The sequence below is a fragment of the Paenibacillus sp. WLX1005 genome (assembly GCF_046603685.1).
GTDB lineage: Bacteria > Bacillota > Bacilli > Paenibacillales > Paenibacillaceae > Saccharibacillus.
In genome coordinates this window covers 2,165,679-2,191,287 of the sequence record NZ_CP176756.1, presented here as the reverse complement: position 1 = coordinate 2,191,287, position 25,609 = coordinate 2,165,679, and the positions used below count along the sequence as shown (strand labels likewise).

At 46.0% G+C, this 25,609-nt stretch carries 19 protein-coding genes; 4 read left to right on the top strand and 15 right to left on the bottom strand.

Annotated elements, in window-relative coordinates; all coding sequences use genetic code 11:
- Positions 1-176: 176 nt before the first annotated feature.
- A complete protein-coding gene (locus ACE3MZ_RS09525; protein WP_411346195.1) occupies positions 177-356 on the bottom strand; it encodes a hypothetical protein in 180 nt (59 codons plus the stop codon).
- A 171-nt stretch (positions 357-527) separates the two neighbouring features.
- Complete coding sequence (locus tag ACE3MZ_RS09520) at positions 528-833, bottom strand: HesB/YadR/YfhF family protein (RefSeq protein WP_411346194.1); 306 nt, start codon at positions 831-833, stop codon at positions 528-530.
- Positions 834-1,692: 859 nt separating this feature from the next.
- On the opposite strand from ACE3MZ_RS09520, the gene ACE3MZ_RS09515 reads away from it, so the two are divergent.
- Together ACE3MZ_RS09515 and ACE3MZ_RS09510 are read left to right on the top strand one after the other, a co-directional pair.
- Positions 1,693-3,447 (top strand): ABC transporter ATP-binding protein, encoded by a 1,755-nt coding sequence (locus ACE3MZ_RS09515; protein ID WP_411346193.1) that lies wholly within the window; start codon positions 1,693-1,695, stop codon positions 3,445-3,447.
- Complete coding sequence (locus ACE3MZ_RS09510) at positions 3,447-5,585, top strand: ABC transporter ATP-binding protein (RefSeq protein ID WP_411346192.1); 2,139 nt, start codon at positions 3,447-3,449, stop codon at positions 5,583-5,585. Before ACE3MZ_RS09515 ends, ACE3MZ_RS09510 begins: the two co-directional genes overlap by 1 nt.
- Before the next feature lie 713 nt (positions 5,586-6,298).
- Here ACE3MZ_RS09510 and ACE3MZ_RS09505 read toward each other — a convergent pair.
- Positions 6,299-7,570: a methyl-accepting chemotaxis protein gene (locus tag ACE3MZ_RS09505; protein WP_411346191.1), complete on the bottom strand. Its 1,272-nt coding sequence runs from the start codon at positions 7,568-7,570 to the stop codon at positions 6,299-6,301.
- Positions 7,571-7,862: 292 nt separating this feature from the next.
- Here ACE3MZ_RS09505 and ACE3MZ_RS09500 point away from each other — a divergent pair, with 292 nt between their 5' ends.
- Positions 7,863-9,062 carry an AI-2E family transporter gene (locus ACE3MZ_RS09500; protein ID WP_411346190.1) on the top strand — a complete coding sequence of 400 codons (1,200 nt, stop codon included), beginning with the start codon at positions 7,863-7,865 and terminating at the stop codon, positions 9,060-9,062.
- A 324-nt stretch (positions 9,063-9,386) separates the two neighbouring features.
- On the opposite strand, the gene ACE3MZ_RS09495 is transcribed toward ACE3MZ_RS09500, so the two are convergent.
- The 4 genes from ACE3MZ_RS09495 to ACE3MZ_RS09480 form a co-directional block, all read right to left on the bottom strand.
- Complete coding sequence (locus ACE3MZ_RS09495) at positions 9,387-10,331, bottom strand: S-layer homology domain-containing protein (protein WP_411346189.1); 945 nt, start codon at positions 10,329-10,331, stop codon at positions 9,387-9,389.
- 228 nt (positions 10,332-10,559) lie between these two features.
- Positions 10,560-12,302: an arginine--tRNA ligase gene (argS, locus tag ACE3MZ_RS09490; protein WP_411346188.1), complete on the bottom strand. Its 1,743-nt coding sequence runs from the start codon at positions 12,300-12,302 to the stop codon at positions 10,560-10,562.
- A 910-nt stretch (positions 12,303-13,212) separates the two neighbouring features.
- On the bottom strand, positions 13,213-13,560 hold the full coding sequence (locus ACE3MZ_RS09485; RefSeq protein WP_411346187.1) for a four-helix bundle copper-binding protein: 348 nt from the start codon (positions 13,558-13,560) through the stop codon (positions 13,213-13,215).
- Between the two features lie 123 nt (positions 13,561-13,683).
- The gene (locus tag ACE3MZ_RS09480) at positions 13,684-14,745 is read right to left on the bottom strand and encodes a CobW family GTP-binding protein (protein ID WP_411346186.1); all 1,062 of its coding nucleotides are present in this window, start codon (positions 14,743-14,745) and stop codon (positions 13,684-13,686) included.
- Positions 14,746-15,049: 304 nt separating this feature from the next.
- Here ACE3MZ_RS09480 and ACE3MZ_RS09475 point away from each other — a divergent pair, with 304 nt between their 5' ends.
- A complete protein-coding gene (locus tag ACE3MZ_RS09475) occupies positions 15,050-15,562 on the top strand; it encodes a molybdenum cofactor biosynthesis protein B (RefSeq protein WP_411346185.1) in 513 nt (170 codons plus the stop codon).
- Between the two features lie 67 nt (positions 15,563-15,629).
- Here ACE3MZ_RS09475 and ACE3MZ_RS09470 read toward each other — a convergent pair whose 3' ends face one another.
- The 8 genes from ACE3MZ_RS09470 to ACE3MZ_RS09435 form a co-directional block, all read right to left on the bottom strand.
- The gene (locus ACE3MZ_RS09470; protein WP_411346184.1) at positions 15,630-16,628 is read right to left on the bottom strand and encodes an acryloyl-CoA reductase; all 999 of its coding nucleotides are present in this window, start codon (positions 16,626-16,628) and stop codon (positions 15,630-15,632) included.
- 172 nt (positions 16,629-16,800) lie between these two features.
- Entirely contained in the window at positions 16,801-18,288 is a 1,488-nt protein-coding gene (locus ACE3MZ_RS09465) for an anion permease (protein WP_411346183.1), read from the bottom strand.
- A gap of 198 nt (positions 18,289-18,486) precedes the next feature.
- The gene (locus ACE3MZ_RS09460; RefSeq protein ID WP_411346182.1) at positions 18,487-20,250 is read right to left on the bottom strand and encodes an NAD-dependent malic enzyme; all 1,764 of its coding nucleotides are present in this window, start codon (positions 20,248-20,250) and stop codon (positions 18,487-18,489) included.
- A gap of 382 nt (positions 20,251-20,632) precedes the next feature.
- On the bottom strand, positions 20,633-22,087 hold the full coding sequence (locus ACE3MZ_RS09455; RefSeq protein WP_411346747.1) for a nicotinate phosphoribosyltransferase: 1,455 nt from the start codon (positions 22,085-22,087) through the stop codon (positions 20,633-20,635).
- 94 nt (positions 22,088-22,181) lie between these two features.
- Entirely contained in the window at positions 22,182-22,721 is a 540-nt protein-coding gene (locus ACE3MZ_RS09450) for a cysteine hydrolase family protein (protein ID WP_411346181.1), read from the bottom strand.
- A gap of 12 nt (positions 22,722-22,733) precedes the next feature.
- Positions 22,734-23,507: an NUDIX domain-containing protein gene (locus ACE3MZ_RS09445; RefSeq protein ID WP_411346180.1), complete on the bottom strand. Its 774-nt coding sequence runs from the start codon at positions 23,505-23,507 to the stop codon at positions 22,734-22,736.
- A 71-nt stretch (positions 23,508-23,578) separates the two neighbouring features.
- Positions 23,579-23,980 carry a PaaI family thioesterase gene (locus tag ACE3MZ_RS09440; protein WP_411346179.1) on the bottom strand — a complete coding sequence of 134 codons (402 nt, stop codon included), beginning with the start codon at positions 23,978-23,980 and terminating at the stop codon, positions 23,579-23,581.
- Between the two features lie 277 nt (positions 23,981-24,257).
- On the bottom strand, positions 24,258-25,292 hold the full coding sequence (locus ACE3MZ_RS09435) for a GNAT family N-acetyltransferase (protein ID WP_411346178.1): 1,035 nt from the start codon (positions 25,290-25,292) through the stop codon (positions 24,258-24,260).
- Positions 25,293-25,609 lie beyond the last annotated feature (317 nt).

The window sequence follows — 25,609 nt, the reverse complement described above, 5'->3', positions numbered from 1 at the left end:
TATATGACTCATTCTTATAATATAGTACAATAAACCCAAGCCTTTAGACACTACAATTTAACGATAATATGCAAAAAGCAGCTTTTCCTCGGCTATTCCCCCTTAGAAAGCTGCTTAATTCAAATCATACATCTGATCCAATCTTCTTCGTTTCCTGCTCTTTTCCGTTCTCCACCTCATGCAGTTAATCCTGTACCGTACAGGCTAAGTAGCGACAAACCGAGCATCGAGAAGCTGGTCGAGAGCCACAATACTGCATAGCGTCCGCGCAATACTTTTTGTTTTGTAAAATAAACGGCTGCTGTTGCAAATAGTATACTAACCATCATCCACATTACAATTACGAGTGTCGTCATGAAAATCACAATCCCTTCTGTTCGATACAGTGAATTATAGACGAGTTTCATGAATAAAAAATGACGGGCTGCTTAAGCCCGTCTAAAAATATGCTTATGATTGCCTTAGAATATCGTATGCGCCATCCTTATAGCATGATAACGATCCATACGGTGATCGGTTATTGTTATTCAGGCGTTCTGCGACTCCGGCACATATGCGTAACGGATGTCATCCTCCTGATCCACATACTCTACATTTAACTGATATCCATTCAAATACCACAGATCCTGCGATTCCATATAAAATTGAATACCTTCCGCTTCTTGCTCCAGACCTGGACTAACCGGCGGCTCTACGGAAATGCCAAGTGAGAATCCTGGGTGGATATCGCTATTGCTGCTATAGCGCGCATAAAAACGAATATGATCACCTTCCTGGAGATCAAGCTCTTTTTTGTACCATTGTGCTGCTTCATTGGATACTGCAATCGTCATGATCAATCCCACCTTTCCCTATTTCTGAATTGCACTTGTGTAATCATTACCCGTGCTGTGTGGATATTATACCATGTCATGCCCCAAAGCGTCATAATGGTGTTTTTTCCAGTAAATTATCCCTTTATATTTGCGACGATTGTGTGTATTTCGCTGCTATAGTTGGTGTATCCAATTCTAAATATTATCCTGGTCTGTTCTTATCAATTTTGTATAGTTTACATGAAATGTAGCTACTTTGCTTCTTGATAATCATAAAGCGTTGTTATCCGTATTCAGAGATAACATAATTTCATTTTCGCATTTTGTTTATGTAAACTAATTTTACGTGTTTCGATAACAAATTCACCATCAAATGAATATTTTGTGAAGAAATATTGAATAAATTCGTTGACAAGTCAAAAATTACAATGCTACAATCAGACGCAGGGCAGTAAGAGTTTCAAGTTATTACCATCTGCTACTATCCAATTGACTGAAGAAAGGGGAACTCCATGATGTATCAACCAATGATTGTACATAACCAAGGCAATGATATGAACGCAATCCAACAACTGAACAATGGAGCAACCCAGCAGATGGAGATTCTTCTTCTCGGTGATTGAACGGTAGATCACACCTGAAAAGTATCCATAATGGATGATACTATCCGCGCGGTTGTTCATAACCGTGCGCTTAATGACACCTACACAGGACACGTCGTTTGCATATTGCACACGACGTGTCTTTTTTTTGGATTACTACAGGGAATTTGAGGAAAGAATGGGTGATATGGCTGCCTTTTGAGCCATACAGTTGTTGAATACAAGGATGAATATCCTGCATTGAAGAAGCAATGCAACGGAAAGGTAGTGAAACGATGTTTGCTGTTTTAAAAAATCTCGGCTGGTTTTTCAGCCGCGAACGAAAACGTTATCTGATCGGTATTATCATGCTGGCAATTGTAGGTGTGTTTGAACTAGCACCGCCCAAATTGCTTGGCGATGCAATTGACCGAATTTCCTCGGGTACGATTACGTTTCAAGCGTTGATGTATTATACAGGTGCAATCGCGTTGATCGTGGTGATCATTTATGGCATCACGTATATATGGATGCACAGTCTGTTCGGCGGCTCCAATTTGGTAGAGCGCCTGCTGCGTAAACGCTTTATGGCTCATCTGCTGCGCATGACGCCTCCTTTTTTTGAACGGAGTCGTACGGGTGATCTGATGGCACGGGCAACCAATGATCTGCGCTCGGTTGCAGTAACCGTTGGATTCGGAATGCTGACGTTGACCGACTCTACGGTATATCTGCTCACTGTTCTGTTAGCAATGGGCTTTCTGATCAGTTGGAAATTGACACTGGCTGCGATTTTGCCATTACCGTTTATCGCCATTTCGATGGCTATCTATGGCAAAGTTGTGCATTCCCGTTATACGCTGGCACAGGATGCTTTTGGTGATATGAATGATCAGGTGCTGGAATCGATCGCCGGTGTGCGTGTCATTCGTGCATATGTACAAGAGCGTCAAGATGAGAAACGGTTTACTCATATTACGAATGATGTATATCGCAAAAACTTGGCAGTTGCTCTAGTCGATGGACTATTCGAGCCGACGATTCGTCTGTTTGTCGGACTGAGTTATATTATCGGTCTTGGTTATGGGGTGTACCTCGTATTCCACAATCAGCTGACACTTGGCGATCTGGTGTCCTTCAATATTTATCTCGGGATGATGATCTGGCCGATGTTCGCCATTGGTGAATTAATCAACATTATGCAGCGTGGTAATGCCTCGTTGGATCGTGTGAACGAAACGCTGGCAGTGAAGCCGGACGTAGAGGATATTGCTGAACCGGTGCATGTAGAGCACCCGGATGAAATCACATTTGATGACGTCGTCTTCCGCTATCCGACCTCTACTGTCGACAATCTGCAACATATATCGCTGCGCATTCAAGCTGGCGAAACGCTTGGTGTCGTTGGGCGAACCGGTAGCGGCAAGTCCACTCTGCTCAAGCAACTTCTATATGAATATCCAACAGGCAGCGGTGAACTGAATATTGGTGGTGTACCGATTCAGCATATCGCCAAAGACGAGCTGCACGGCTGGCTTGGTTATGTACCACAGGAGCAAATTCTATTCTCTCGCAGCGTACGCAACAATATCCGCTTCGGCAAATCAGATGCTTCGGATGAGGATGTCATGGCTGCAATTCGTACGGCTGCCTTCGATACCGATCTGCATACGTTCCCGGAAGGACTGGATACCATTGTCGGTGAGCGTGGTGTCGCCCTCTCAGGTGGACAAAAACAACGGGTTTCGCTAGCACGCGCTTTTATCGCGCAGCCCCATATTTTAATACTGGATGATGCGCTGTCCGCGGTAGATGCTCGTACCGAAGCACGTATTATTGAAAATATTCGTACCGAACGCGCTGGCAAAACGACACTGATCGCTACCCACCGGCTGTCTGCTGTAGAACATGCTGATCATATCGTTGTGCTGGACAAAGGAAGCATTATTGAAGAAGGAACGCACGCCGAATTGCTGGCTGCCAAAGGCTGGTATCATGAGCAATATGAGCGACAGCAGGTGAGTGATTCCCTTGATGAGGAGGTGTCTTAATGTTGGAGACACAGGATTTGAACGAACAGCCGACAACCCGGCTGGACAATAAAACGATTACGAGGCGACTGTATCAATACGCCTTACGCGCCAAAAAGACATTTGTTGTTGCACTGATCATGCTCGTTATCGGCGTTGGCGCTGAGCTAGCAGGTCCATTTATTGCCAAAAATATTATCGACAATCATATGTTTGCGATTAACCAGCCTTTTTACCAGACAACGGCGGATGATCCTCATGCTGCGGAATACAATGGTGCTTATTACAAGCGTCAAGGATTCTGGGGCGATGGTGAAACGAAAGGGCTGGAAGTACATGTAGTGCAAAGTGGAACGTCCTTCTATTTTGTCGAAGGTCCAATGGATAACACTACCGGCGACAAAACGTTTGACGATGGTACACTAACGATTCGTACTGCACAGGGAGAACAGGCAGTATACCCGGCGGTGGCGCTCTCTTCCACAGAGCTGTTCAGCTTTTACCAACCGGAGCTACCTGGCATTTATCAGCTGGTTGGATTATATTTTATCTTTTTGCTGATTACGATTGTGACTGAATTTGGTAAAACGTATTGGATGCAATCTTCCGCGAATAAAGTTATTCAGGAGCTGCGCATTGATCTGTACGCACATATTCAGCGTTTACCGGTGCCGTTCTTTGACAATCTACCTGCTGGTAAAGTCGTATCGCGGGTAACGAATGATACAGAGGCCGTCAAAGATCTGTTCGTCGCAGTACTATCCAATTTCAGTTCAGGTGCTGTATATATGCTGGGTGTGTATATCGCTCTGTTTATTCTCGATTTCCGACTCGGCATGGTCTGTTTATTCCTTGTTCCACTGTTGATATTGTGGATCATATTGTATCGCAACATCGCTACCAAATATAATCGCATCATCCGTTCACGGTTGAGCGAGATCAATGCGATTATCAATGAATCGATTCAAGGGATGTCGATCATCCGTATTTTCCGTAAGCAAAAGCAGACAGAGGATGAATTTGAGAAGCTTAACAATGACTATCAATTTTTTCAGAACAAAATGCTGCGTCTGAATTCCCTCACGTCGTTCAATCTGGTGAATGTGTTGCGAAATCTGACGTTTGCCTTGGTGCTGTGGTACTTTGGCTCAGCATCGCTTGGTAGCTTTGAAAGTGCAATTTCACTTGGTGTACTATACGCCTTTGTCGATGTGCTGGGACGCTTGTTCCAACCGATGACGGGTATGGTCAATCAGCTGGCTGCACTGGATCTGTCCATGGTATCGGCTGGACGTGTATTTGAACTGCTGGATGAAGAAGGCGAACACGTTACCGACGGTTCTATGCCACGTTACAAAGGGAATGTCCGGTTTCAGGATGTGACATTTGCCTACAAAAAAGATCCGGTGCTCAAGCACATCGACTTTGAAGCGAAGCAAGGGCAGACGGTCGCGTTGGTCGGTCATACCGGTTCCGGTAAAAGCTCAATCATCAATCTACTATTCCGTTTCTATGATCCACAGCAAGGCACCATTACAATTGACGGACAAAATATCCGCGAATTACCGAAGCAATGGATTCGTCAGCATATGGGTATTGTGTTACAAGATCCCTATCTCTTTACCGGCACGATTGCTTCCAATGTCAGTCTGGATAATGAGCAAATCAGTCGCGAACGGCTGGAACAGGCGCTACGCGATGTAGGCGCCGAGCAGATTCTGTCTGATCTGCCGAAAGGATTTGACGAACCAGTAGTAGAAAAAGGCAGTACCTTATCTGCAGGTCAACGTCAATTGATCTCCTTTGCCCGGGCGCTGGCTTACGATCCAGCCATTCTCATTCTGGATGAAGCAACCGCCAATATCGATACAGAGACAGAAGCGCTGATCCAATCTGCGCTGGAAGTATTGAAACGTGGACGCACTACCTTTATCGTGGCACATCGCCTCTCCACTATTCGCAGCGCAGATCAGATTCTAGTACTGCATCGTGGCGAAATTGTGGAACGCGGTTCGCATGAAGAGCTGATGGAGATCGATGGACGATATCGTCAAATGTACCGGGTACAAACCGGCATCGGCTCTAACGCTATTTTGGATGGCACAGAACAGCCACACGATCGCGAAGCTCCCGTTCCCACTGGACTGCGCACCACTTGATCAAATCTAACGACTTGATGAAATGATTAGAATGATCCAGCTTTTCTCCCATGTTATAAGCAGGGCTGACAAGTCTGGCATGTAGGCAGGAGCATATAAATTAGCTAGAACAGTAGATATACCATAAGTAAGAATGATAACCAATATAAGCATCATTAGACTGACTGGCGTTGCAGCTATTGTATAGAATCGCTATATAGCTGCTGTCAGATAGCTTTATCGTATACCGCATTCTTTGCAACATACCTTGAATGCGGAGTCATGCATAGCATAATTAGCTTTCCCTATATCATAGCCCTGTCTGACATACAGCAGTGGCAGAATTGCATATCATAATTATAATCTTTACCTGATGAGCAACAACGATAATCGTCTAGCTTGATCTTAGCTATACCTGTCTGACCGGCATTCATTGAAGCCCTGTTTATCGCTCCTGCCGGAAGACTTGTCATGAATGAACAAATCCCCTTGCATTCCGCGTATATACTACGCCGGATGTGCAAGGGGATTTTGTGTATAGCTATGTGCGCGACAAGTGTATACGAGCAGACTGTAGCCAACGTCGTTGCATATACGTCTGATTTTTCGCGTGTTTCTTTATAAATGAGAAACGTGTAACGTATCGATTTTGACACTGTTGCATGGTTACTTTAATGAATGAGCAGCGCGTACCTCATCGGTTGTGATACTGTTGTATCGTTACTTCATTGTAATCAAGCAGTAAATACTTTGGTTTTCTCCAGCAAGCGGGTAGTCATGCTGCTCAATTCTTCGGAAGAAGATGAGATTTCCTGCATAATCGCTGTTTCCTCATGTGTCGCTGTAGAAATCTGGCGTGCGCCTTCGTAGAACTTGTCCGCCATTTCGCGGATTTGCTGTACATGACTGTAAGTTAGTTCCACCCGATCATTTTGCTCGGAGATCGAGCCTTCCATCAATTGAACGGCTGACATAAATTCGTCCACAATCGTTGCAAACTGATTCAACGTCTCTTCTACTCGGGATGTATGTGTAGTCTCGCGCTGTACCAGTTCATTCTGGTTATGAATCAAGTCTACTGTCGCATGAATTTGTGATTGCACAGCGCCAATCAGCGATTGAATGCGTTGCGCGGAATCATTACTCTGCTCAGCCAACTTGCGAATTTCGGAAGCGACTACTGCGAATCCAGCTCCATGTTCACCCGCATGAGCGGCTTCAATCGAAGCGTTCAATGCTAACAGATGCGTTTGCTCGGCAAGGTCTTTTACCGTACCACTGACAGCACCGATATCGGATGCCTGATTGTCCAACAGGCGAACCGTTTGCTCAGCTTCATTTTGTGAGGTAGATAGTGTGTCCATACCGGATTTTAATGAAGCAAAAATATCGCGTGTTGATTGGACAGATTGATCCATCGTAGTAGACAGGTTCAGCATATGCGACGATTTGTCCTTCATTTCGCGGAACGAGTCCATCATATGCTGTGCCGTTTGCAGCGAAGTCTCGCTGGAGGCACGTTGTTGCTGTACACCGTTGTAGATCTCATCAGCAATAGCAGACAACGATTCGATCTGCTGTGCCGCTTCATTAATGGAACCGCTTAAACAATCAGCGTTTTGCGAAGTCGTGCTGGTGTTGTGAGCAATGTCGTTCACGATGCCTTTGATATTAGACACCATCATACGAAACGCATCGTTCAGCACTTTGATCTCATCCTGCTCACGACGTTCTGGAATATCAACAGTGAGATCACCAGCAGAGACCTTTTCCGCAATTCGGGACAAAGCGACGATCGGACGGGTTAAGAAACGAGAAATGATGTAACCGAGAATGCCACTCCACATAATACCGAGCAACAGAATGATCGACACATACATCCAATCTGCCATACTTGAAGCCAAATAAGATTTCAGATAAAAAATAAAGAAAGCGCTTGTACCATACGTAATAACAGACACGGCAATAAAGCTTGCCACTAGTTTGGAACCAAGGGATAGTTTCATACAGCTCTCCTTATGCAGTTGTAATTGTTCATTCACAATCTTATTAATTTAAATTTTAGCAAAAATAATAAAAAAGCGGTGTGATCTAAGTCACAGACTAAGCAAAATTCAAGACTTTTGAACCAATATCCAATGTAGACCTTTTTTCCTGTCTTGTCTACCTTAAAATTGTAATTTTGTCATTTATGCTCACTTGCTCTATCCTCTTGTTCCCGCTATGCTAGAATGTAGAAAGAGCCATATTGGTATCCACAATCATAGACGATACATACTAAAGGGGATGAAGCTGCTCATGGAAAGAGCCCGGCTATGGAGCGAACGATTCAAGCTGTTTTTTTTGAATAATCGCTTTGTTATTTTTTTGCTTGTACTGGTATTAATCTCGTTAAACATTTTCTTACTTTCCAAAATTCCGTATGTGTTTACACCGTTCATCGTGCTTGTCAAAACGGTTATTCTACCGATCATATTGAGTGGTATTTTATTTTACCTGTTCAATCCGCTGATTGATTTGCTGGAACGGCACAAAGTAAAGCGTATTTATTCTATCATTGTGCTCTATATTCTTATTATCGGTATCATCGTATTGATTATTAGTCTTGTCATTCCGGTCATTCAGCGTCAGATCCAAGAATTGGTTAGCAATATTCCGACGCTGTATGAGCAATCGACTGTGCAGATCCAGAAATGGCTGGGCGGCGATATTTTCCAACAAATTCAGCAATCCTTGAATATTAATCCACAGGAATTGTTGCAAAGTCTATCCAATCGCTGGGGCGCACTGTTCAGTAGTGGTACTTCTGGTTTCCTGCATACCTTCTCAGGCATCGGTGGATTCCTCGGTACGTTGACTGAGATTGTGCTGTCAATTGTGACCGTTCCCTTCATCCTGTTCTACCTGCTCAAAGATGGCAAACGTCTAGTTCCTTATGTACTGCAATTCATTCCAGTCGGTCTGCGTGGTCAGACGTCTGAAGTGATGTCTGAAATGAACAACAAAATCAGTTCCTATATCCGCGGTCAGATTATTGTTAGCTTTTGCATTGGCTGTCTGCTCTACATTGGCTATAACATTATCGGTCTGGATTATTCACTGGTGCTGGCGATTACCGCTTCTTTTACTAGTATTGTGCCTTATCTGGGTCCAGCGATTGCGATTACGCCTGCACTGGTTGTCGCGCTGGTCACTTCGCCTGTTATGCTGCTCAAAATGATCGTAGTCTGGACAGCTGTTCAGTTGATCGAAGGCAAGCTGATCTCGCCACAAATTATGGGTAAATCGCTCAAAGTCCATCCAATTACGATTATTTTTGTCATTTTGACTGCGGGTAATTTGTTTGGTGTCGTTGGTATTCTGTTGGCAGTTCCGGGTTATGCTGTCTTAAAGGTTGTCGTGACCCATCTATTCGAATGGCTCAAGAAAAGCTCCAATCTGTATGAAGCAGAGAAAATTACCGAACAACCAATTGAAGTGGAATCAAAAAAATTATAGTATAGACGCGCAAGCGGATGGATGCTTGAATGTGCAACCCATCCCAATACTCACAGCTCGTATATGATATAGCTGATCATCCATCAGTCAATGACGAAAAGCAGCCTAATCGGTAGATGATACCGGATGGCTGCTTTTCTATTATAAAACAAGGCTTGCATCAAATAAAATGTCTGCGCCGTACCCGAAGGTATAGCACAGACATTGGATATGATACTCTTCGGTTCTATAGCCTAATGTGGCATCTGATGTGAAAACCTACCTGTTAGCTACTGTGTTTCTACATGTGTTATCTAGATCATCTAATTAATAAGTTAGACTGGCTTACTTATCAGCCAATTCAGGTGTATATCCAGCTGGGATGATCGTGTCAGCAGAGCCTTCACTAATTACCTGTGGATACATCATGCCCGGTTGTGGTTTGGTGAGCGAGTAAGAGATTACTGCTTTTTTGTCGTCTGTCAGATTGACTTTATCAATCTTGAGGCTGTAGCCCGGATTCGGCAGTTGCACGGTCAATGTTACTTTTTGCTTGCCATCGGCAGTGGATTTCACGCTTAATTGCGGATCATAACCCACTTGCGATCCCTCCGATCCATTATCTGTTGGTGGCGTGGTCGTACCGCTACCATCGTTATTTTCGTTGCCATTGGCACGCTCGATCATATCGACTGCGCTGCTTACCCATGTTGCTGCATCCATACGCGTAATGGCTGTTTGCGGGTTAAACGCTTTGCCGACTGTATCGCGTGGAATTACATTCATATTCACCAGCGTCTGAATAGCGTTGGAAGCTTCAGTGCTAATTTTGTCCTGATCATCAAACACGATAAACATTTTCGTTGCCGGATATGTGCCTGTTGTATTAATTGCTTGATACAGCCACAAAGCGAAGTCTTCACGATTTACTTTTTCCGAAGCCTGAATGCTATCTGGAAGAGACAGGCTGTTTGCTTTGGCAGCTTCGACAGCTGCGGAATACCATGGCTTGCCTGCGGCTGGCAACACTTCTGCACCGTCTTTTTTCAATTCAAATGCTTTGGTCAAAATCTGGATCGCTTGCGCCTGAGTTAGCGTCTGATCTGGTTTGAACTGGCTGGCGGTTACGCCGTTAATGATGCCTTTTTCCTGCAATGAACTAACAATCTTCTGGTTATTGTCACCTTTTACATCGGAAAATGCTGCTGCGGAAGCTACACTGCCACCCACGATAGCGCAAGATAGCGCCAGTACAGCAATTGTTTTGGTATTCGGTTTATAATTCAACATGATAATCCCTCCGTCATGATCTGCTTTAAAATTCAGGTTTCGGTGAACTGGTGCAGCACTTGAAGAGGCAAGCGGTCAAACCTGCGATACTGCAACTGTGCGGACCGATACAGGGCAAATGCCAGCGGATATGAGGGTATCCCTGTGCGCTGCGCTGTGTTGCACATACAATACTACCGAACCTTCAATCTCACAGACGGGACAAGCATCCAAATGGTTGCACTTATTCTACATTTGATTCGGTGCTTCCATACCAAGCAGATGCAGCATACGCTTAATATATTGTCCGGTGACTTCCGTTAATTGCAGACGTACCGCGCGTTCTGATGGTGCTGCATCTACAATCCGGTCACGGCTATAAAATTGATTGAACAGCCGTGCTGTGTGTAGAGCATAACGTGCCATTACCGATGGCTCGTGCTGCTGGACTGCCCGTTCAAGCGTTTGCCGATAACGTCCCAGATGACAGAGTAATTCCCATGCGGCATCGCTCCAACTCTCTCCTTCCATTGAAGATCCAACCACTGCCTGAATTTCAGTCGATTGCTCTTGTGCCCGGCGCAGAATACTTTGAATCCGCGCATGTACATATTGGATATATGGACCTGTTTCCCCTTCAAAGCTAACAGCCTGATCTGGCGCAAAATCGATCTCATTCTGCCGATAATTCTTGAGATCATTGAAAATGACGGCTCCAATTCCAACCTGACGGGCTACCTGTTCACGCTCGGGCAATTGCGGATTCTTTTCGCTAATAATATCATCTGCCCGCTGCACAGCATCATCCAACGCCTGCTCCAAAAATACCACTTTGCCTTTACGGGTGGACATCTTCTTGCCATTGATCTTCATCAGTCCAAACGGTACATGTGTGCAATCCTGCGCCCATTCATATCCCATTTTCTCCAGTACCGCAAAAACCTGACGGAAATGCAATGTTTGCTCACCACCGACTACATAAACGAGCCGATCTCCACGCATCACCTGCTTACGATAAATGGCAGTTGCCAGATCACGAGTTGGATAAATGGTTGTGCCGTCTGATTTCAAAATCAGACATGGCGGCATATCGTATTCGTCCAAACGCACTACCTGTGCACCATCACTCTGTTCCAACAGATGCGCAGCTTGTAGCTGCTGCACGACGGCAGGCATTTTATCATTATAAAAGCTCTCGCCCAGCACTTCATCAAATTCGACATTAAGCCGTTGATACATCAGATCCAGTGATGCCATGCTGACTTTGACAAAATAATGCCATAGCTCCAGCGCTTCTGCATCCCCCTGCTCTAGCCGCCGGAACCAATCACGCGCTTCATCGTCCAATTCTGGATGCTGCTTCACTTCATCATGGAATTGAATATATACGCGCAATGCTTCGCCAATCGGATCGGCAGCTGCTTGTACCGGATCATGCCAGCGCAGATGGGCTGTAATTTGCTTACCAAACTGGGTGCCCCAATCGCCGATGTGATTGACCCGAACGACGGTATAGCCTGCTGCTGTATACAGACGATGCAGCGCCGCTCCAATCACAGTGGAACGTAGATGACCTACACCGAACGGCTTGGCAATATTCGGCGATGACATATCGAGAATGATACGCTGACCTTGCCCTATTTGCAGCTGTGCATATTCTGGGTCAGCCAGAGCTTGTAACAATTGCGGTGCGATATGCTGTCGATTCCAACTGAGATTGATGTACGGACCTGCGGCATGGGCTTGAACAGGAGCATGTTCTGTAGGGTGAGCAAATTGGAGCTGTTCATTGATCCGCTGCGCCAGTTCCGCGGCAATCTGTTGCGGCGCACGCCGCCAACTTTTCGCCAGTGCAAAGCATGGAAAAGCCAGATCGCCCAGCTCGGTTGAAGGCGGAGTCTCCAGCATGGTGTATATCGCTTGTTCTTCTATCTCAACAAGCGGAAGCAATACCTGAAGCGCCTGTTGCTTGAATAATTCTGTCGTGATCATTATGAAAACCTCCTAATTTATGAATTGGGATATACACCGGGATATGAATTGAAGTATGGATAGGTTGAATATGTACAGCTATTTCCACATTGTACAGTCCAAGCACATGCAAAAAAGCCCTCGTCTGCTACGTATGCGTTAGACATACGTAGAGACGAGAGCCAAATCATTGACATTCCCGCGGTGCCACTCTATGTACAGAATGAGGAAATCATCCAAACCAACAACACCTGCTTTACGAAATGTCCATCTTGTCTACTCAATGGGCATCGTTGTATAGCAAAGTCAGATTAGCTTATGTAATCTCATCTGTCACTTGTGTACCGATAACGAGGTCAACCGGATTACCTTATGCACACCGTTTAACAGTCAACTGTATCAACGATGCTTTGGGATAATCATCTCCGGGGTGCGCTTCAACAGCAGTCGTTGTACCGGCTTCCACCAACCCGGCTCGCTATACAAACGAATCTTCTGTTTACTCTCCCCATCACAGATGTATACGTATTATGATTATGAACGATCCAGTGCTATTGTGAATATTCGCGAAATGACAGGTGATGTCATAGATATTAAGCTGTATTATAGCGCGACCGTTGTCTGCTGACAAGAGCAAGTGTCGCATCGGATTCCATAATGGTGCAAATCCCACTTCCAAAACACGCAAAAAAGCCGCTACACCTTTTCTCTAGATCGGTTTACACCATGTGATCTTATGTAGAAAAAGAGCCTGCGACTTTATGTGATTGCATTGATTGATACTATTTGGTTGATATACTGATTTGTTAATGCACATAGTGCTTACTTTGCTAATGAGAGCAGATGTTACAAGGTGAAACTGACGTAAGCTCTATCATTCACAGCGAGTTCCGCTCGTTATAATTTCGCTGTATGTAAACATGATAGATCATTATGCCATTGCAGTTACGCCTGCCAACTCGTAGCACATTTCTGCGCATTTACGGCATGCTGCTACACATTCTTGGCAATGTGTTTGCTCGTGTCGGGAGCACTCATTAATGCACGCTTCACATGCTTTGGCACACAATTCTGCCAGTTGCTTGGAAAATGCGTTGCCTTGACTCAGCGCTTGAACAGTGAAGGAGCAGATCTCCGCGCAATCACGATTCACACGAATGCAATCGCCAAGCGTTTCCAAATTGTATTGTTTTAAGTTGGATACATACGACAGATTACAAGCATTCATAGCCTCAACACAGGCTTCGATGTAAGGGCGGTACTGGTTAGTGGTTGTCATTGTATAATGAACCTCCTGTATAGTTGTGATCAATACCCTGCTTGAACGTCCAGCATATCCTGGGCACCGGGTTGTTATTGAACTATTAACCGCGCGTCCCTTACATTGAAACTTTGTCACTAGTTAAGCTTCACTTTCCTGTCGCTCCAATGTTAGCAATAATTCCTGAATATGGCGTTTATCAAAATGTTCTCCAATGAATACTGCTACATCCGGCACCGGCTTTTGCGGAGTGATCTTCATAAAGTCGCTTTGTCGGTAAGCATACTGGAACAAAAAACGGCTATTCGTATCATTGAATGTTAAGATTCCTTTGGCACGATAAATCTCGGCAGGTAAACCAGCAATCAGAGCTTCAAATGCTTCGCTGTTAATCGGCTGCTCAAAATAATGCGTATACACCATCACATGCTCATGCGAATGATGCGGTGCATGCACACGTTCATGTTCATCATGGGAATGGCTATGATCATGGTCGTCACTATGATGATTATGGTCATGATCATGATTAGCACTGTGGTGATTATACTCATCAGTTGTCAGCTGGTCTGCGTTGGGTGCCTGATGCTCTCCCGCTAAGGCATGACTCGCTTGCTCATACAAGTCACGATCTAGTTCACAGCGCACAGTCACATGCATAGGCGCGTACGGATTCCAGCCACGAGCGATTTGTTGCACCTGCTCCAGACGATCCGCATCCAGTAGATCGCTTTTGTTAATCATTAACACCGATGCGGCACGAATCTGCTCCTGCATCAAGCGATATGTTTTGCCCTGTTGCTGTTCATACAATTCCCACAAATGAGCGGCATCGACTACAGTAATCAGATTACGTAACTCCATGCGATGATATAGCGAAATCTCAGTTACTGCATCTAGAATTTCTATAGGATTGGCAACACCAGATGCTTCAATCACGATTACATCCGGTTCGCCGGTTTGGATCAGATTGTACAATTCCGTGCCTAGATCAGCGCGGTTGGAGCAACAGATACATCCACTTAACAGCTCTGCCATTGCCACATCCTCGCCGAGCATCATACCATCCAGATTCACATCACCAATCTCATTCATCACCACAGCAGGTGTCTTGCCTTCAGCCTTCCAATTTTCCAGCATGTGTTGCAGCAATGTCGTCTTACCACTCCCTAGAAAGCCGGACAAAATATAAATCGGTACTGTCATCTCTCATCTCTCCGTTCTATCCGCCAACCTTGGCGCAGCAGTATATATCGTCATCTCTCCATTATAAATCATCCTGTCTACAAATCCTATATATCACGTAGCTGAGGCGACATAGTTGCATCTTGTATCGTTATGGCTATGTTGTCGTATCTCTTCATAGCAGTAGCATCAAGATATATGGATAATGGGAACCAGTATTTTTGCGATCATACTGGATTATGTTAAGATAGAATCGGTCCTATTGAAACCATTTTAAATGATTCAATGCAGGTGTTCCAGCCTGCGAATTCAAGGAGTGAATTATATGCGTTCTGTAGATCAACACCGGGCGGAAGCGCCCGATATCGTTAGATGTATGGTACTGACTGTATCCGATACCCGTACCGTCGAAACAGACACTGGTGGGCAGTTGATTCAATCGCTACTACGCGAACACGGTCATGAAGTCGTCGATTACCAAATCGTTCGTGATGATTACAATCAGATTCGGGAGCTGCTGCATGATCATGCTGAACGAGCCGAAGTCGATGCTATTTTGTTAACAGGCGGTACAGGCATTGCTCCACGCGATGTAACTTATGAAGCGGTGCAAAGTTTGCTCAATAAAGAACTGCCGGGCTTTGGCGAGATTTTCCGATATTTGAGCTTTGCTGAGGATATCGGTACAGCGGCAATTTTGAGTCGTGCGATTGCCGGAACGATAGGCGCGACGGCGATTTTCTCCATGCCGGGTTCGCGCGGCGCGGTGAAGCTCGCGATGGAGCGGATTATTTTGCCGGAGATTGGTCATGTCATTCGGGAGATTCGTAAAACATAGCTCAAAAAAAACGTATGCCCTCTTGCTTAGGCATACGTTTTTGCATGATTCGCTTGCTTGGATATCATCACTCGGCAATGACGATCAGTTGGCGTCCGACTGCGCGTCCAGCAAGTACAGTGTCCAACGCCTGTGGAATCTGTTCCAGACTGTATTCGGTTACGCCCGTTGACAGTGCCGTTTCCGGCTTCCAATCGCTACCGAGATGCTGCCAGATGCGCTGACGTAGTTCGCTTGGACATGCGACCGAATCAATCCCGATCAGTTGTACGCCGCGTAGAATGAATGGAAATACACTGCTCTCGAATTTCGCACCTGCTGTATTACCAGATACAGCTACTGCCCCGCGGTAACGGACACTTTTTAGACGTTCGCCCAGCGCAGCGCCGCCAGTAGCATCGACGATTCCTGCCCATTGCGATTTGCCAAGTGCTCCTTTGACTAGTTGTTCGCTGTCCGCACGGGCGATCACATCGTGCGCGCCGAGATCTTTGAGCCATTGCGATTGTTCTGGTTTCCCAGAGGACGCATAGACTTCATAACCGAGACGACTCAAAATCGAGATTGCCATCGTGCCGACTCCACCTGTTGCGCCAGTAACGAGAATCGGTCCATCCTGCGGCTGAACACCTGCATGAATGAGCGATTCGACCGACATCGCTGCGGTAAAGCCTGCTGTGCCGATCATCATTACTTCTTTTAATGACAAGCCTGCTGGCAAACGCACCAGCCACTCTCCCGGCACTCGTGCATATTCACTATATCCGCCATAGTGACTTACACCTAACTTATAACCTGTACATAGAACCAGATCACCCGGGCTAAACTGCTCATCCTGAGATTCCACTACTTCACCAGCCAGATCAATGCCCGGTATAAATGGATACTCATTCACGACTTTACCATTTGTCGTGCTTGCTAGACCGTCTTTATAATTGACATCTGAATAATGAACTTTGATCGTTACATTTCCTTGTGGCAGTTGATCGACTGTTAATTCACGAATACTTCCTTCGACCTCTTCCCCATTCTTCTCCAGCATATAAGCGCGAAATGTATGTTCCATGTGCAGTATCATCCTCTCTTCCATCATGCTGTCTATACAACGTACCGGATATGAACAGTACGTTGCCATAACTTTGTTCACAGACAGAGCTACCACTTTGTTTGCGTATGGAGTGCGGCATCTACTGTTTCACTTTTGCATTGTTCAACTTATCAATGAAGTCAGCATGCTTTTACCACAGTCCCAGTAGCTTCCACCACAATCCTCCGACAACAAACCAGATTACAATATGAAGGATTGAGATCATAAAGCCAAGACTCCACCATTTATTCTGATTCACATAGCCGGAGCCAAAAAATACAGGTGCCGCCCCTGCTCCATAATGTGTTGTCGATCCGAATAAATTGCTGAAAAAAGCGAGAATCAGCACTGCCAACATCGGCGGCGTGCCAACGGTTAAAATAACTGCCAAAAAAGCGCTATACATCGCACTAATATGTGCGGTCGCACTCGCAAAAAAGTAGTGACTGTAATAGTATACCAGTGCCAGAATAATCAATGCCAGCGACCATGGCAAGGCGCTAACTGAATCGCCAATTTTATCGCTAAACCAACCGACCATGCCCAGTTCATTCAGATAGCCTGCCATCATAACGAGCGCAGCAAACCAGACCAGTGTATCCCAGGCACCCTGTTCGTTTTTAATATCATCCCACGTGAGTACACGGGTAATCAGCAGTACTGACAGACCGATCAGTGCAGTCGTTGTTGCATCGATATGCAGATGATCACCGGCGATCCATAAAATTAGTACCAACAGAAATACACATAACATACTGATCTCGGCAGGCTTGAACCGCCCCATTTCGCGTAGCTTGCCTGCTGCCATCTCCGATGCGCCTGCTGTTTCTTTTACTTCCGGTGGATAGACTTTATACAGAAAGAGTGGCAAAATAATCAGCGTTACGATACCCGGCACAATCCCGGCAACCATCCAGCCTGTCCAGGTTAAACTGACACCCGCCACACTGCTAGCGAATCCGGCAATCATCGGATTGGCTGCCATCGCCGTCATGAACATCGCTGATGTTACAAGATTGCCCTGAAAACTCGTAAAGATCAGAAACGAACCAATTTTACGTTGTGTGCCATTACTTGGCTTGGAACCGAATGATTCCGCTAGCGACAAAATAATCGGATAGATCACTCCGCCTGCTCGTGCCGTATTACTTGGAATGGCAGGCGACAGGATCAGATCACTCGCCAGCAATGAATAGGACAGCCCGAGTGTTTTGCGACCGAACTTGTTTACGAATAAGTAAGCAATGCGCGCACCCAATCCCGTTTTTATAAATCCACGCGAAATAAAAAAGGCAATCACAATTAACCAGATCGTCGAATTGCCGAATCCGCTTAATGTCTGGGAAATCGTCAGCGTATGTGTTAACGATAATGCCGTCATCCCCAGCACTGCAATGCCGCCCATTGGCAATGGCTTCAAAATAAATCCCAGAATCGTACTGACAAAAATAGCAAATAAATGCCATGCTTCCGGCTTCAATCCTGCTGGTGTCGGAATAAGCCAAATGATGACAGCGACCAGCACCAGTGCACCAAGCTTGATCAAGCGATTGCGATTATCATGCGATGGTGAGCCGCTTGCACTTGACGGCTCATCAGTCGACGTTTTTACAGAAGATGCTCCTGTGTCGTCCTTCATCACTGTACGCTCCCCATCCTTCCATATACTTACCAAACACATCATAGTCGTTGCTATATACGAGTGACCGCACAAATGAACAGTTCGCTCCCGATTCATAACCGGAGCAAACTGTTCATTTACAAGTACGACATATCTTATTGCATCGTTCATTGGTTATTACCCTATTGTATCAACTATGCAGGCGTTCATTCCTAATTAAGAGGATACCTGCTGTTCTTTCTTCTGTTCTTTCTTCTGCTCTTGCTCTACTACTTCCGCAGCTTCTGCCGCGCGGACCGAGCGATAAGCTGGCTCCCATGCTGCCTCTTGAATCGCCTGTTCGATATCATCCGGTACATATCTTGCTACTTGATCTTGAATCGCCGCTCGGGCAACGGCAATCGCTACGTCATGCGATACTTGATGCAATCCTTTGACATGCGGCAGTAGCGATGCACCCGGTTTGGACGAATCTACTGCATGAGCAACTGCATCTGCGGCAGCTGTGAACATGCCTTTGGTGAATACTTTGGCTTTGGTCACAATCGCACCCAATCCTAGTCCCGGGAAAATAAACGCATTGTTCGCCTGACCAATATCATACGTCACACCATTATATTCTACTGGTGGAAACGGGCTACCCGTCGCAATCAACACGTTACCATCTGTCCATTTTAGCAAATCTGAAGGCACTGCTTCCGCTAGCGAGGTTGGATTGGACATCGGCATAATGATAGGACGCTCTACATGCTTCGCCATTTCCTTCACGATCTCTTCGCTAAACGCACCCTTCACACCGGATGTACCGAGTAGAATTGTCGGCTTCACCTGTCGAATCACTTCCAGCAGACTGATCTTGCCATCCTCATCAGTATCCCAATCCTTCACTTCATCGTGATCGCGCACATACGGCTTTTGAAAATCAAGCACACCTTCCGTTTGATCAGTCAGCAGACCACGATAATCGTATGCCCAGAAGCGCTGTTCAGCATCCTGCTCTGATAAGCCAGTCTTGATCATCGCATCACGAATCTGATCAGCGTTACCAATGCCTGCGGCACCGGGACCAAATACGAGAATGCGCTGTTCTTGTAACGGTGTGCCGCTAACCTGAACACCGGAAATGATCGCTGCCAGTGTCACTGCACCTGTACCTTGAATATCGTCATTAAAGGTCAGGAACTGATCGCCGTACTTGTTAATAATGTTACGGGCATTGACATTGCCAAAGTCTTCCCAGTGCAGTAATGCTTCGGGAAACAGCTTCCGCGCTACCTCTACATAACGAGCAACCAGCTGTTCATACTGTTCACCACGAATCCGTTCATGCCGATTACCGATATAGAGTGGATCTTCCAGCAGTTTTTTGTTATTCGTCCCTGCGTCCAGTACGACTGGCAATACACGTCCGGGATTGATTCCAGCGGCGGCAGTATAGACAGCAAGTTTGCCAATAGCGATATTAATACCGCCTACACCCCAGTCGCCAATACCGAGAATACTTTCCGCATCTGTTGCGACAATCAGATCAATATCTCCCGGCTGTACACCGCTATTATGAAATGCTTCTTCAATACCGTCCATGTTATCAATCGACAGATAGACGCCGCCCGGTGTATGGTAGTGCTGACTATATTCTTGAATCGCCTGACCTACAGTTGGTGTATATACGATTGGCAGCAACTCACTCAGATGTTGACTTAACAGCCGATAATATAGCACCGCATTGCGGTTGGACAGATCATTGAGCATAATATTTTTGCGCAGATCGCTTGGTTCACTTTTAATCTGTTCATAGACACGATTCATTTGCTGATCTAGTGTAAGAATCGTCGGTGGCAAAATACCATTCAAATGCAGCTCGTCGCGCTCCTCTGCTGTAAAAGCCACACCTTTGTTCAAAATTGCATTGGCCAGCACGTCTTTGCCACGTAGTGCTGTCCGTAGTGTTCCATCCTGATCCAGATAAAAAGCTTTCATCGTTAACAGCCTTCTTTCATGCATTTTTGATAGTCTAACCCGCTTCTCTGTCTACATGTTGTGCATATTGTGCTTCTATCGTAATGCGCTTTATACCTAATTGTAAACGAATGTTGCGTTTTGAAAACCTATTATGATCGCAAATATCATTGATAAAAACTATGATTGTAACAACTTTTCATTGGCGATTATTATGTAATGAAGGGATCGTTGTGATCGATAACACTGCAAAGGAACAGCAAAAAGCCCTGTATGACTGCATTCTCACCATGTTGCGGTGGATGCAGTCATACAGGGCTTTGCTTACTGATCAGTCATCTGATCATTGTCCAGAGATATCACTTTAAATAGTTTAAAAAAGAAGCAAGTACGATATTGCAGCTTATGCTTCTTCCGGTGGCAAGTGTTCAGCAATTAGACGCTGCTTCATATCCCATGCTTTCGGACTAATATTCACACGATAAATTTCTGGATTCAGCTTACGCTGGTATTCCGGCCAGAACTGATACAGCTGGCTTACATGGTAAGCACGAATGTCTTGCAGGGAAGGCAATTCGTATACTTGCTTGCCTTCAACAAAGATCGGTTGCAGCAAAGCTACCGCTTCGTAATCCGATACATATTTACGGATATACGGATGCAGCGGATTGAACAGCTTGAGTCGCTTGCCTTCCCGCGGCTCCGATTCATTCGGGAAACAAATATAGTCGGCAATTGCTTTACCGCTGCCTGTACTAATAATGCGGTATACATCCTTGCTGCCCGGTGTTGTGACTTTTTCCGGGTTAGCGGAGATTTTGATGACAGGCTTCATTTCGCCGTCAATCTCGCACTCTACCAGCTTGTACACACCACCAAGTGACGGCTGATCCGAAGCGGTGATAAGTTGTGTGCCTACTCCCCATGTGTCAATACGTGCTCCTTGAGATTTCAAATCCAAAATTGTATTTTCATCGAGATCATTGGACGCGACGATCTTCACATATGGCAGCCCTGCATCATCCAGCATTTTACGCGCTTGAATAGATAAATACGCCAGATCACCGCTATCCAGACGGATGGCACTCATCTTTTTACCGCGTGCTTCGAGATCTTTGGCAGTCTTGATCGCATGTGGAACGCCGCTGCCGAGTGTATCGAATGTATCCACCAGCAGCGTTACGCCATCTGGCAATGCTGCTGCATACCGATCAAATGCCTCCTGCTCGTTGCCAAAGCTCTGTACCCACGCGTGTGCATGTGTGCCTTTGGCAGGAATACCAAATTTGGCACCGGCAAGCACATTCGATGTACCGTGGAACCCGGCGATATAAGCAGCACGAGCGCCCCAGATTGCCGCATCTGCTTCCTGTGCACGACGTGTACCGAATTCCAGCAGAATATCGTCGCCCGCTACCTGCTTGATCCGCGAAGCTTTGGTCGCAATCAAGGTCTGATAGTTCATAAAGTTCAGTAGCGCCGTTTCGACCAACTGTGCTTCCATAATCGTACCTTCTACACGAAGCAGTGGCTCATCTGCGAATACAACTGCACCTTCCTGCATCGCATACAGATTGCCGCGAAAACGGAACTGTCTCAATTCATCCAGAAAACGCGCATCATACTGCTCTTCTTGCTCTGCCAGAAAAGCAATCTCATCCTCATGAAATGTCAGATGATTCATATAATTGACAATCCGCTCTAATCCGGCAAATACGGCATACCCGTTACCGAACGGTAATTTGCGGAAATACGCTTCGAATACGGCACGTCGATTGTGTGTACCATTCACCCAATGGGCGTACATCATATTGATTTGATATTTGTCTGTATGTAACGCAAGTCCATATTGTCTCATCACGACTTCACCTCTTTAATGATAATACCGCCATAGCCGAAATTGTGAACCTAATCACATTTCCGGCTACAGCATGCTGCAAACGATGCAATGATTATCCTTTAACCACATTTGCGCCAAGTGTACCTTTGAAATGCTGCAAAGCCCATTCATGTCCCGCTGGATTGAAGCTAGCAACCGCATCTTCATGTACTGTCATCGTGAATCCTCGGTTGTAGGCGTCCACAGCGGTATGCAGCACACAGATGTCGGTACATACCCCGATCAGATGCAGCTCGGTAATGCCACGCGCACGCAGCTGCATCTCCATATCCGTACCAGCAAAGGCGCTATAACGCGTCTTGTCCATCCAGTAGATCTGCTGCTGGTTCTGCTCATACACCTGCTTCAGTCTGCCATATAGCTCACGTCCTGCCGTACCGCGAATATTATGCGGCGGGAACAAGGACGCTTCCGGGTGAAAAGCATCCTGCTCGTCGTGCAGATCGACCGCCATCACCACCCAGTCCCCCTGCTCTACAAACTGCTGAGTCAAATCCACTATTCGCTGCTCAATCTCAATACCCGGCTGTCCCACTGGCAACTTGCCATCCACAAAATCATTCGTATAATCAATTACGATCAGTGCTTTCATCACATATCCTCCTTACGAATAAATGGATAAACGCGGCACCAGACCGGTAAACCGATACAACTGTGCCGGGCGCTGGGAATACTGATTGGAGCTGAGCGGATTACCGTCGTCATCCCGCACTTCCTCGATAATGCCTTTGCGGCTGCGTGTGGACGTAATTTTACGAATAAAATTCGGTTCTTCAAAATCCGGCACAACCGCCTTGATCACCTGATACAGCTCGCTGAGCGTAAATTCTGGCGGCAGAAACTTTTTGGCAATGACCGTACTGAGCATCTGCTCCTGAATACGCATGTACGCATCACGAATAATATCATGATGATCAAACCCAAGCTCCAGCTTGTCCAGCGCTTCCTCAATCGTAAACAAGCCGACCTCCTCGGCATCATCAGCGGCACGACGCTTTTCCAGCACTTCCTCTTCTACCAGTGCAAAAAAAGCATGCGAGATAATCCAACCACGCGGATCACGTCCCGGCTTGCTGTACACACCCAGATATTCCAGATGGCGTGCATCGACTCCCGTCTCTTCCTTGAGTTCGCGCTGAGCAGCTTCAAATAGCGACTCATTATCGCGTGAGAATCCGCCCGGTAAAGCCCATTTACCGGCAAACGGCCACGAACGGCGGCGAATCAGCATGACCTTCAATTCGCGTAGAGGCAATGTTTTGGTGAAGGTTTTGCGCTCCTTTTTGGTCAGTGTAAACATGACGATATCGGCGGGCGCTCCATCCGGTGTACGGTACTTTTTAACATCATACGTATGCTGTTTGTTGTTTTCCGTCAATTTTATCACCACTGTTCATTTTATCTTTTTGATAATATCATTATGAACTATTAATAATGCAAGGTCAATCTTTATTTGCTGCGGGTAGCGATAAAGGTCGCTGTCGCAATCGCTCCGGTCACATCTTCGCTGTTCGTAATCTCCGCCTGCAACGTCATCGTACGACCAGCATGATGAATAACGCGCGCACTCGCAAACAGCTCACCCTCGGTCATCGATTGCACAAAATGCGTATTCATATTGGTTGTTACACACGGTTGACCACCCTGCACTGCCATCGCCATCATACCCATTGCTTGATCCATCATAGACATCATTACCCCACCATGGACAATATGCATATGATTTAAATGACTCGCTGTAGCAGTCAATCCAATTTTGATATATTCATGATGGCTTTCTACTAGACGGCAGCCTAGCAGTCCCCAGTACATTTGCTCGCTTGCTTGTAATACGTCATCCCATTCTGTCATCGGGCGTTCCTCCGTTTTCGTTGTTGAGTGTGAATATACTATTGGTATGCTCGTCGGTTCCGTTACGCCCGTTGTTGCGCCGGAAACCCGGCAGTGATCATATCGTGATGTGTTATGACTATGTGTTACGCTTGGTATTTACACTTGAGGATTATCGTTTGTGATTACCATCTATCATTTGCGGTAGATATTCACCAGCTAGATATTGACCATTTGTGATTATTGTTCATACATCAATTGCAGCTATCTAGTTACAATTATATCTTTGTCTGTCCAACTACAACAGCAAGCTCATCTGGATCAAATCCACATATTGATTGTTCACCAGCAGTGCGTCCTTCTGAATACCTTCCATTCGAAAGCCAAGTGAGCGATACAAATGTAGCCCCCGTACATTCACCGATTGTACCGTCAGCTCAATCCGATGCACACCACGATCCTCTGCCCAGTGCAGCATACTATGAAACAAACGCCGACCGACACCACGATTGGCATACTCCTGCAATACACCGACTACAATATAGATTGTATGCCGGTTGCGTACGACCTTACCGCCCATCGCTTCCAGATAGCCGATAATCTGCCCTTGATATTCTGCGAGAAAGATATTAGAGTTGGCACTTCGCAGTGCATAGCGAATCATATCGCGCTGTTCCGGTTCAGTCATCGTTCGTTCCCCCGGTTCCAGCAGCATATATGTCGTCTGCGCATCCAACTTCTTTTTCATCCGAATCAATGGACCGGAATCGCGAATCTGAGCAATTCGAATATAAACGGCTGCCTGAAATCCCGGCAGCACAGAGGGTTTATTTCGCCCACTATGTGAAGGAGCACAATGAAGCGTCAATGTAATGCGGTCGCGGCATGTAATCCCATTCTCAATGATCGGCTCCCCATAATGTCGCACAAAATAATCCGTTTCCACATCAGTAATCCGAAATCCATGCTTCTGGTACAAAGCCAGTGGACCAATACTGGAATTACCAGTACATACGGTGATCAAGTTACCACCAGCGCGCTCAAGCGATTCCAGTACATGCCTGAGTAAATCACTGCCAATCCCCTGACCTGCATAATCCGGCAATACAGCTATATTCATAATCTCCCACTCTTCGCTGCCACGTTGCAGCGCGCCACAAGCACCCACAGGTATTCCATCGTATTCCGCCATCCACCAGCGACAGTAATTCATATAGCGTTGAAGCATGCTCTCGTCTGGATCTGCTAACAAGAGTAGCGAGATCGGCAAGTCTTCCCCCTGCTGATGTTCCCGTATCCGTACCGGTGCGCGGTCATAAGACGAAGATTCCATACGGTCCACTTCTTTCTGTCTTGTTTGTCCGCATGCTGCGGCAGAAGATTCATTATGTTCTTCATTATATAACATGACGTAGGCAAAGGCGATGTAGCACGTTATCTGCAAGCAACAATCCTAACAAACAGACTCTAGCGATGATACATGATCGATTGAAGACCATACATGAGTGATGAAGTGATACGTGACGGATTGAAGATGATAAAAAAGACGCGGATTGACTATCCGCGCCCTTACTATACCCGCTCCCTATAGAGCAGGATTGCTCTTGATCTTCATGTTCCTGCTCTATCTTCGTAATCATACAATGACTA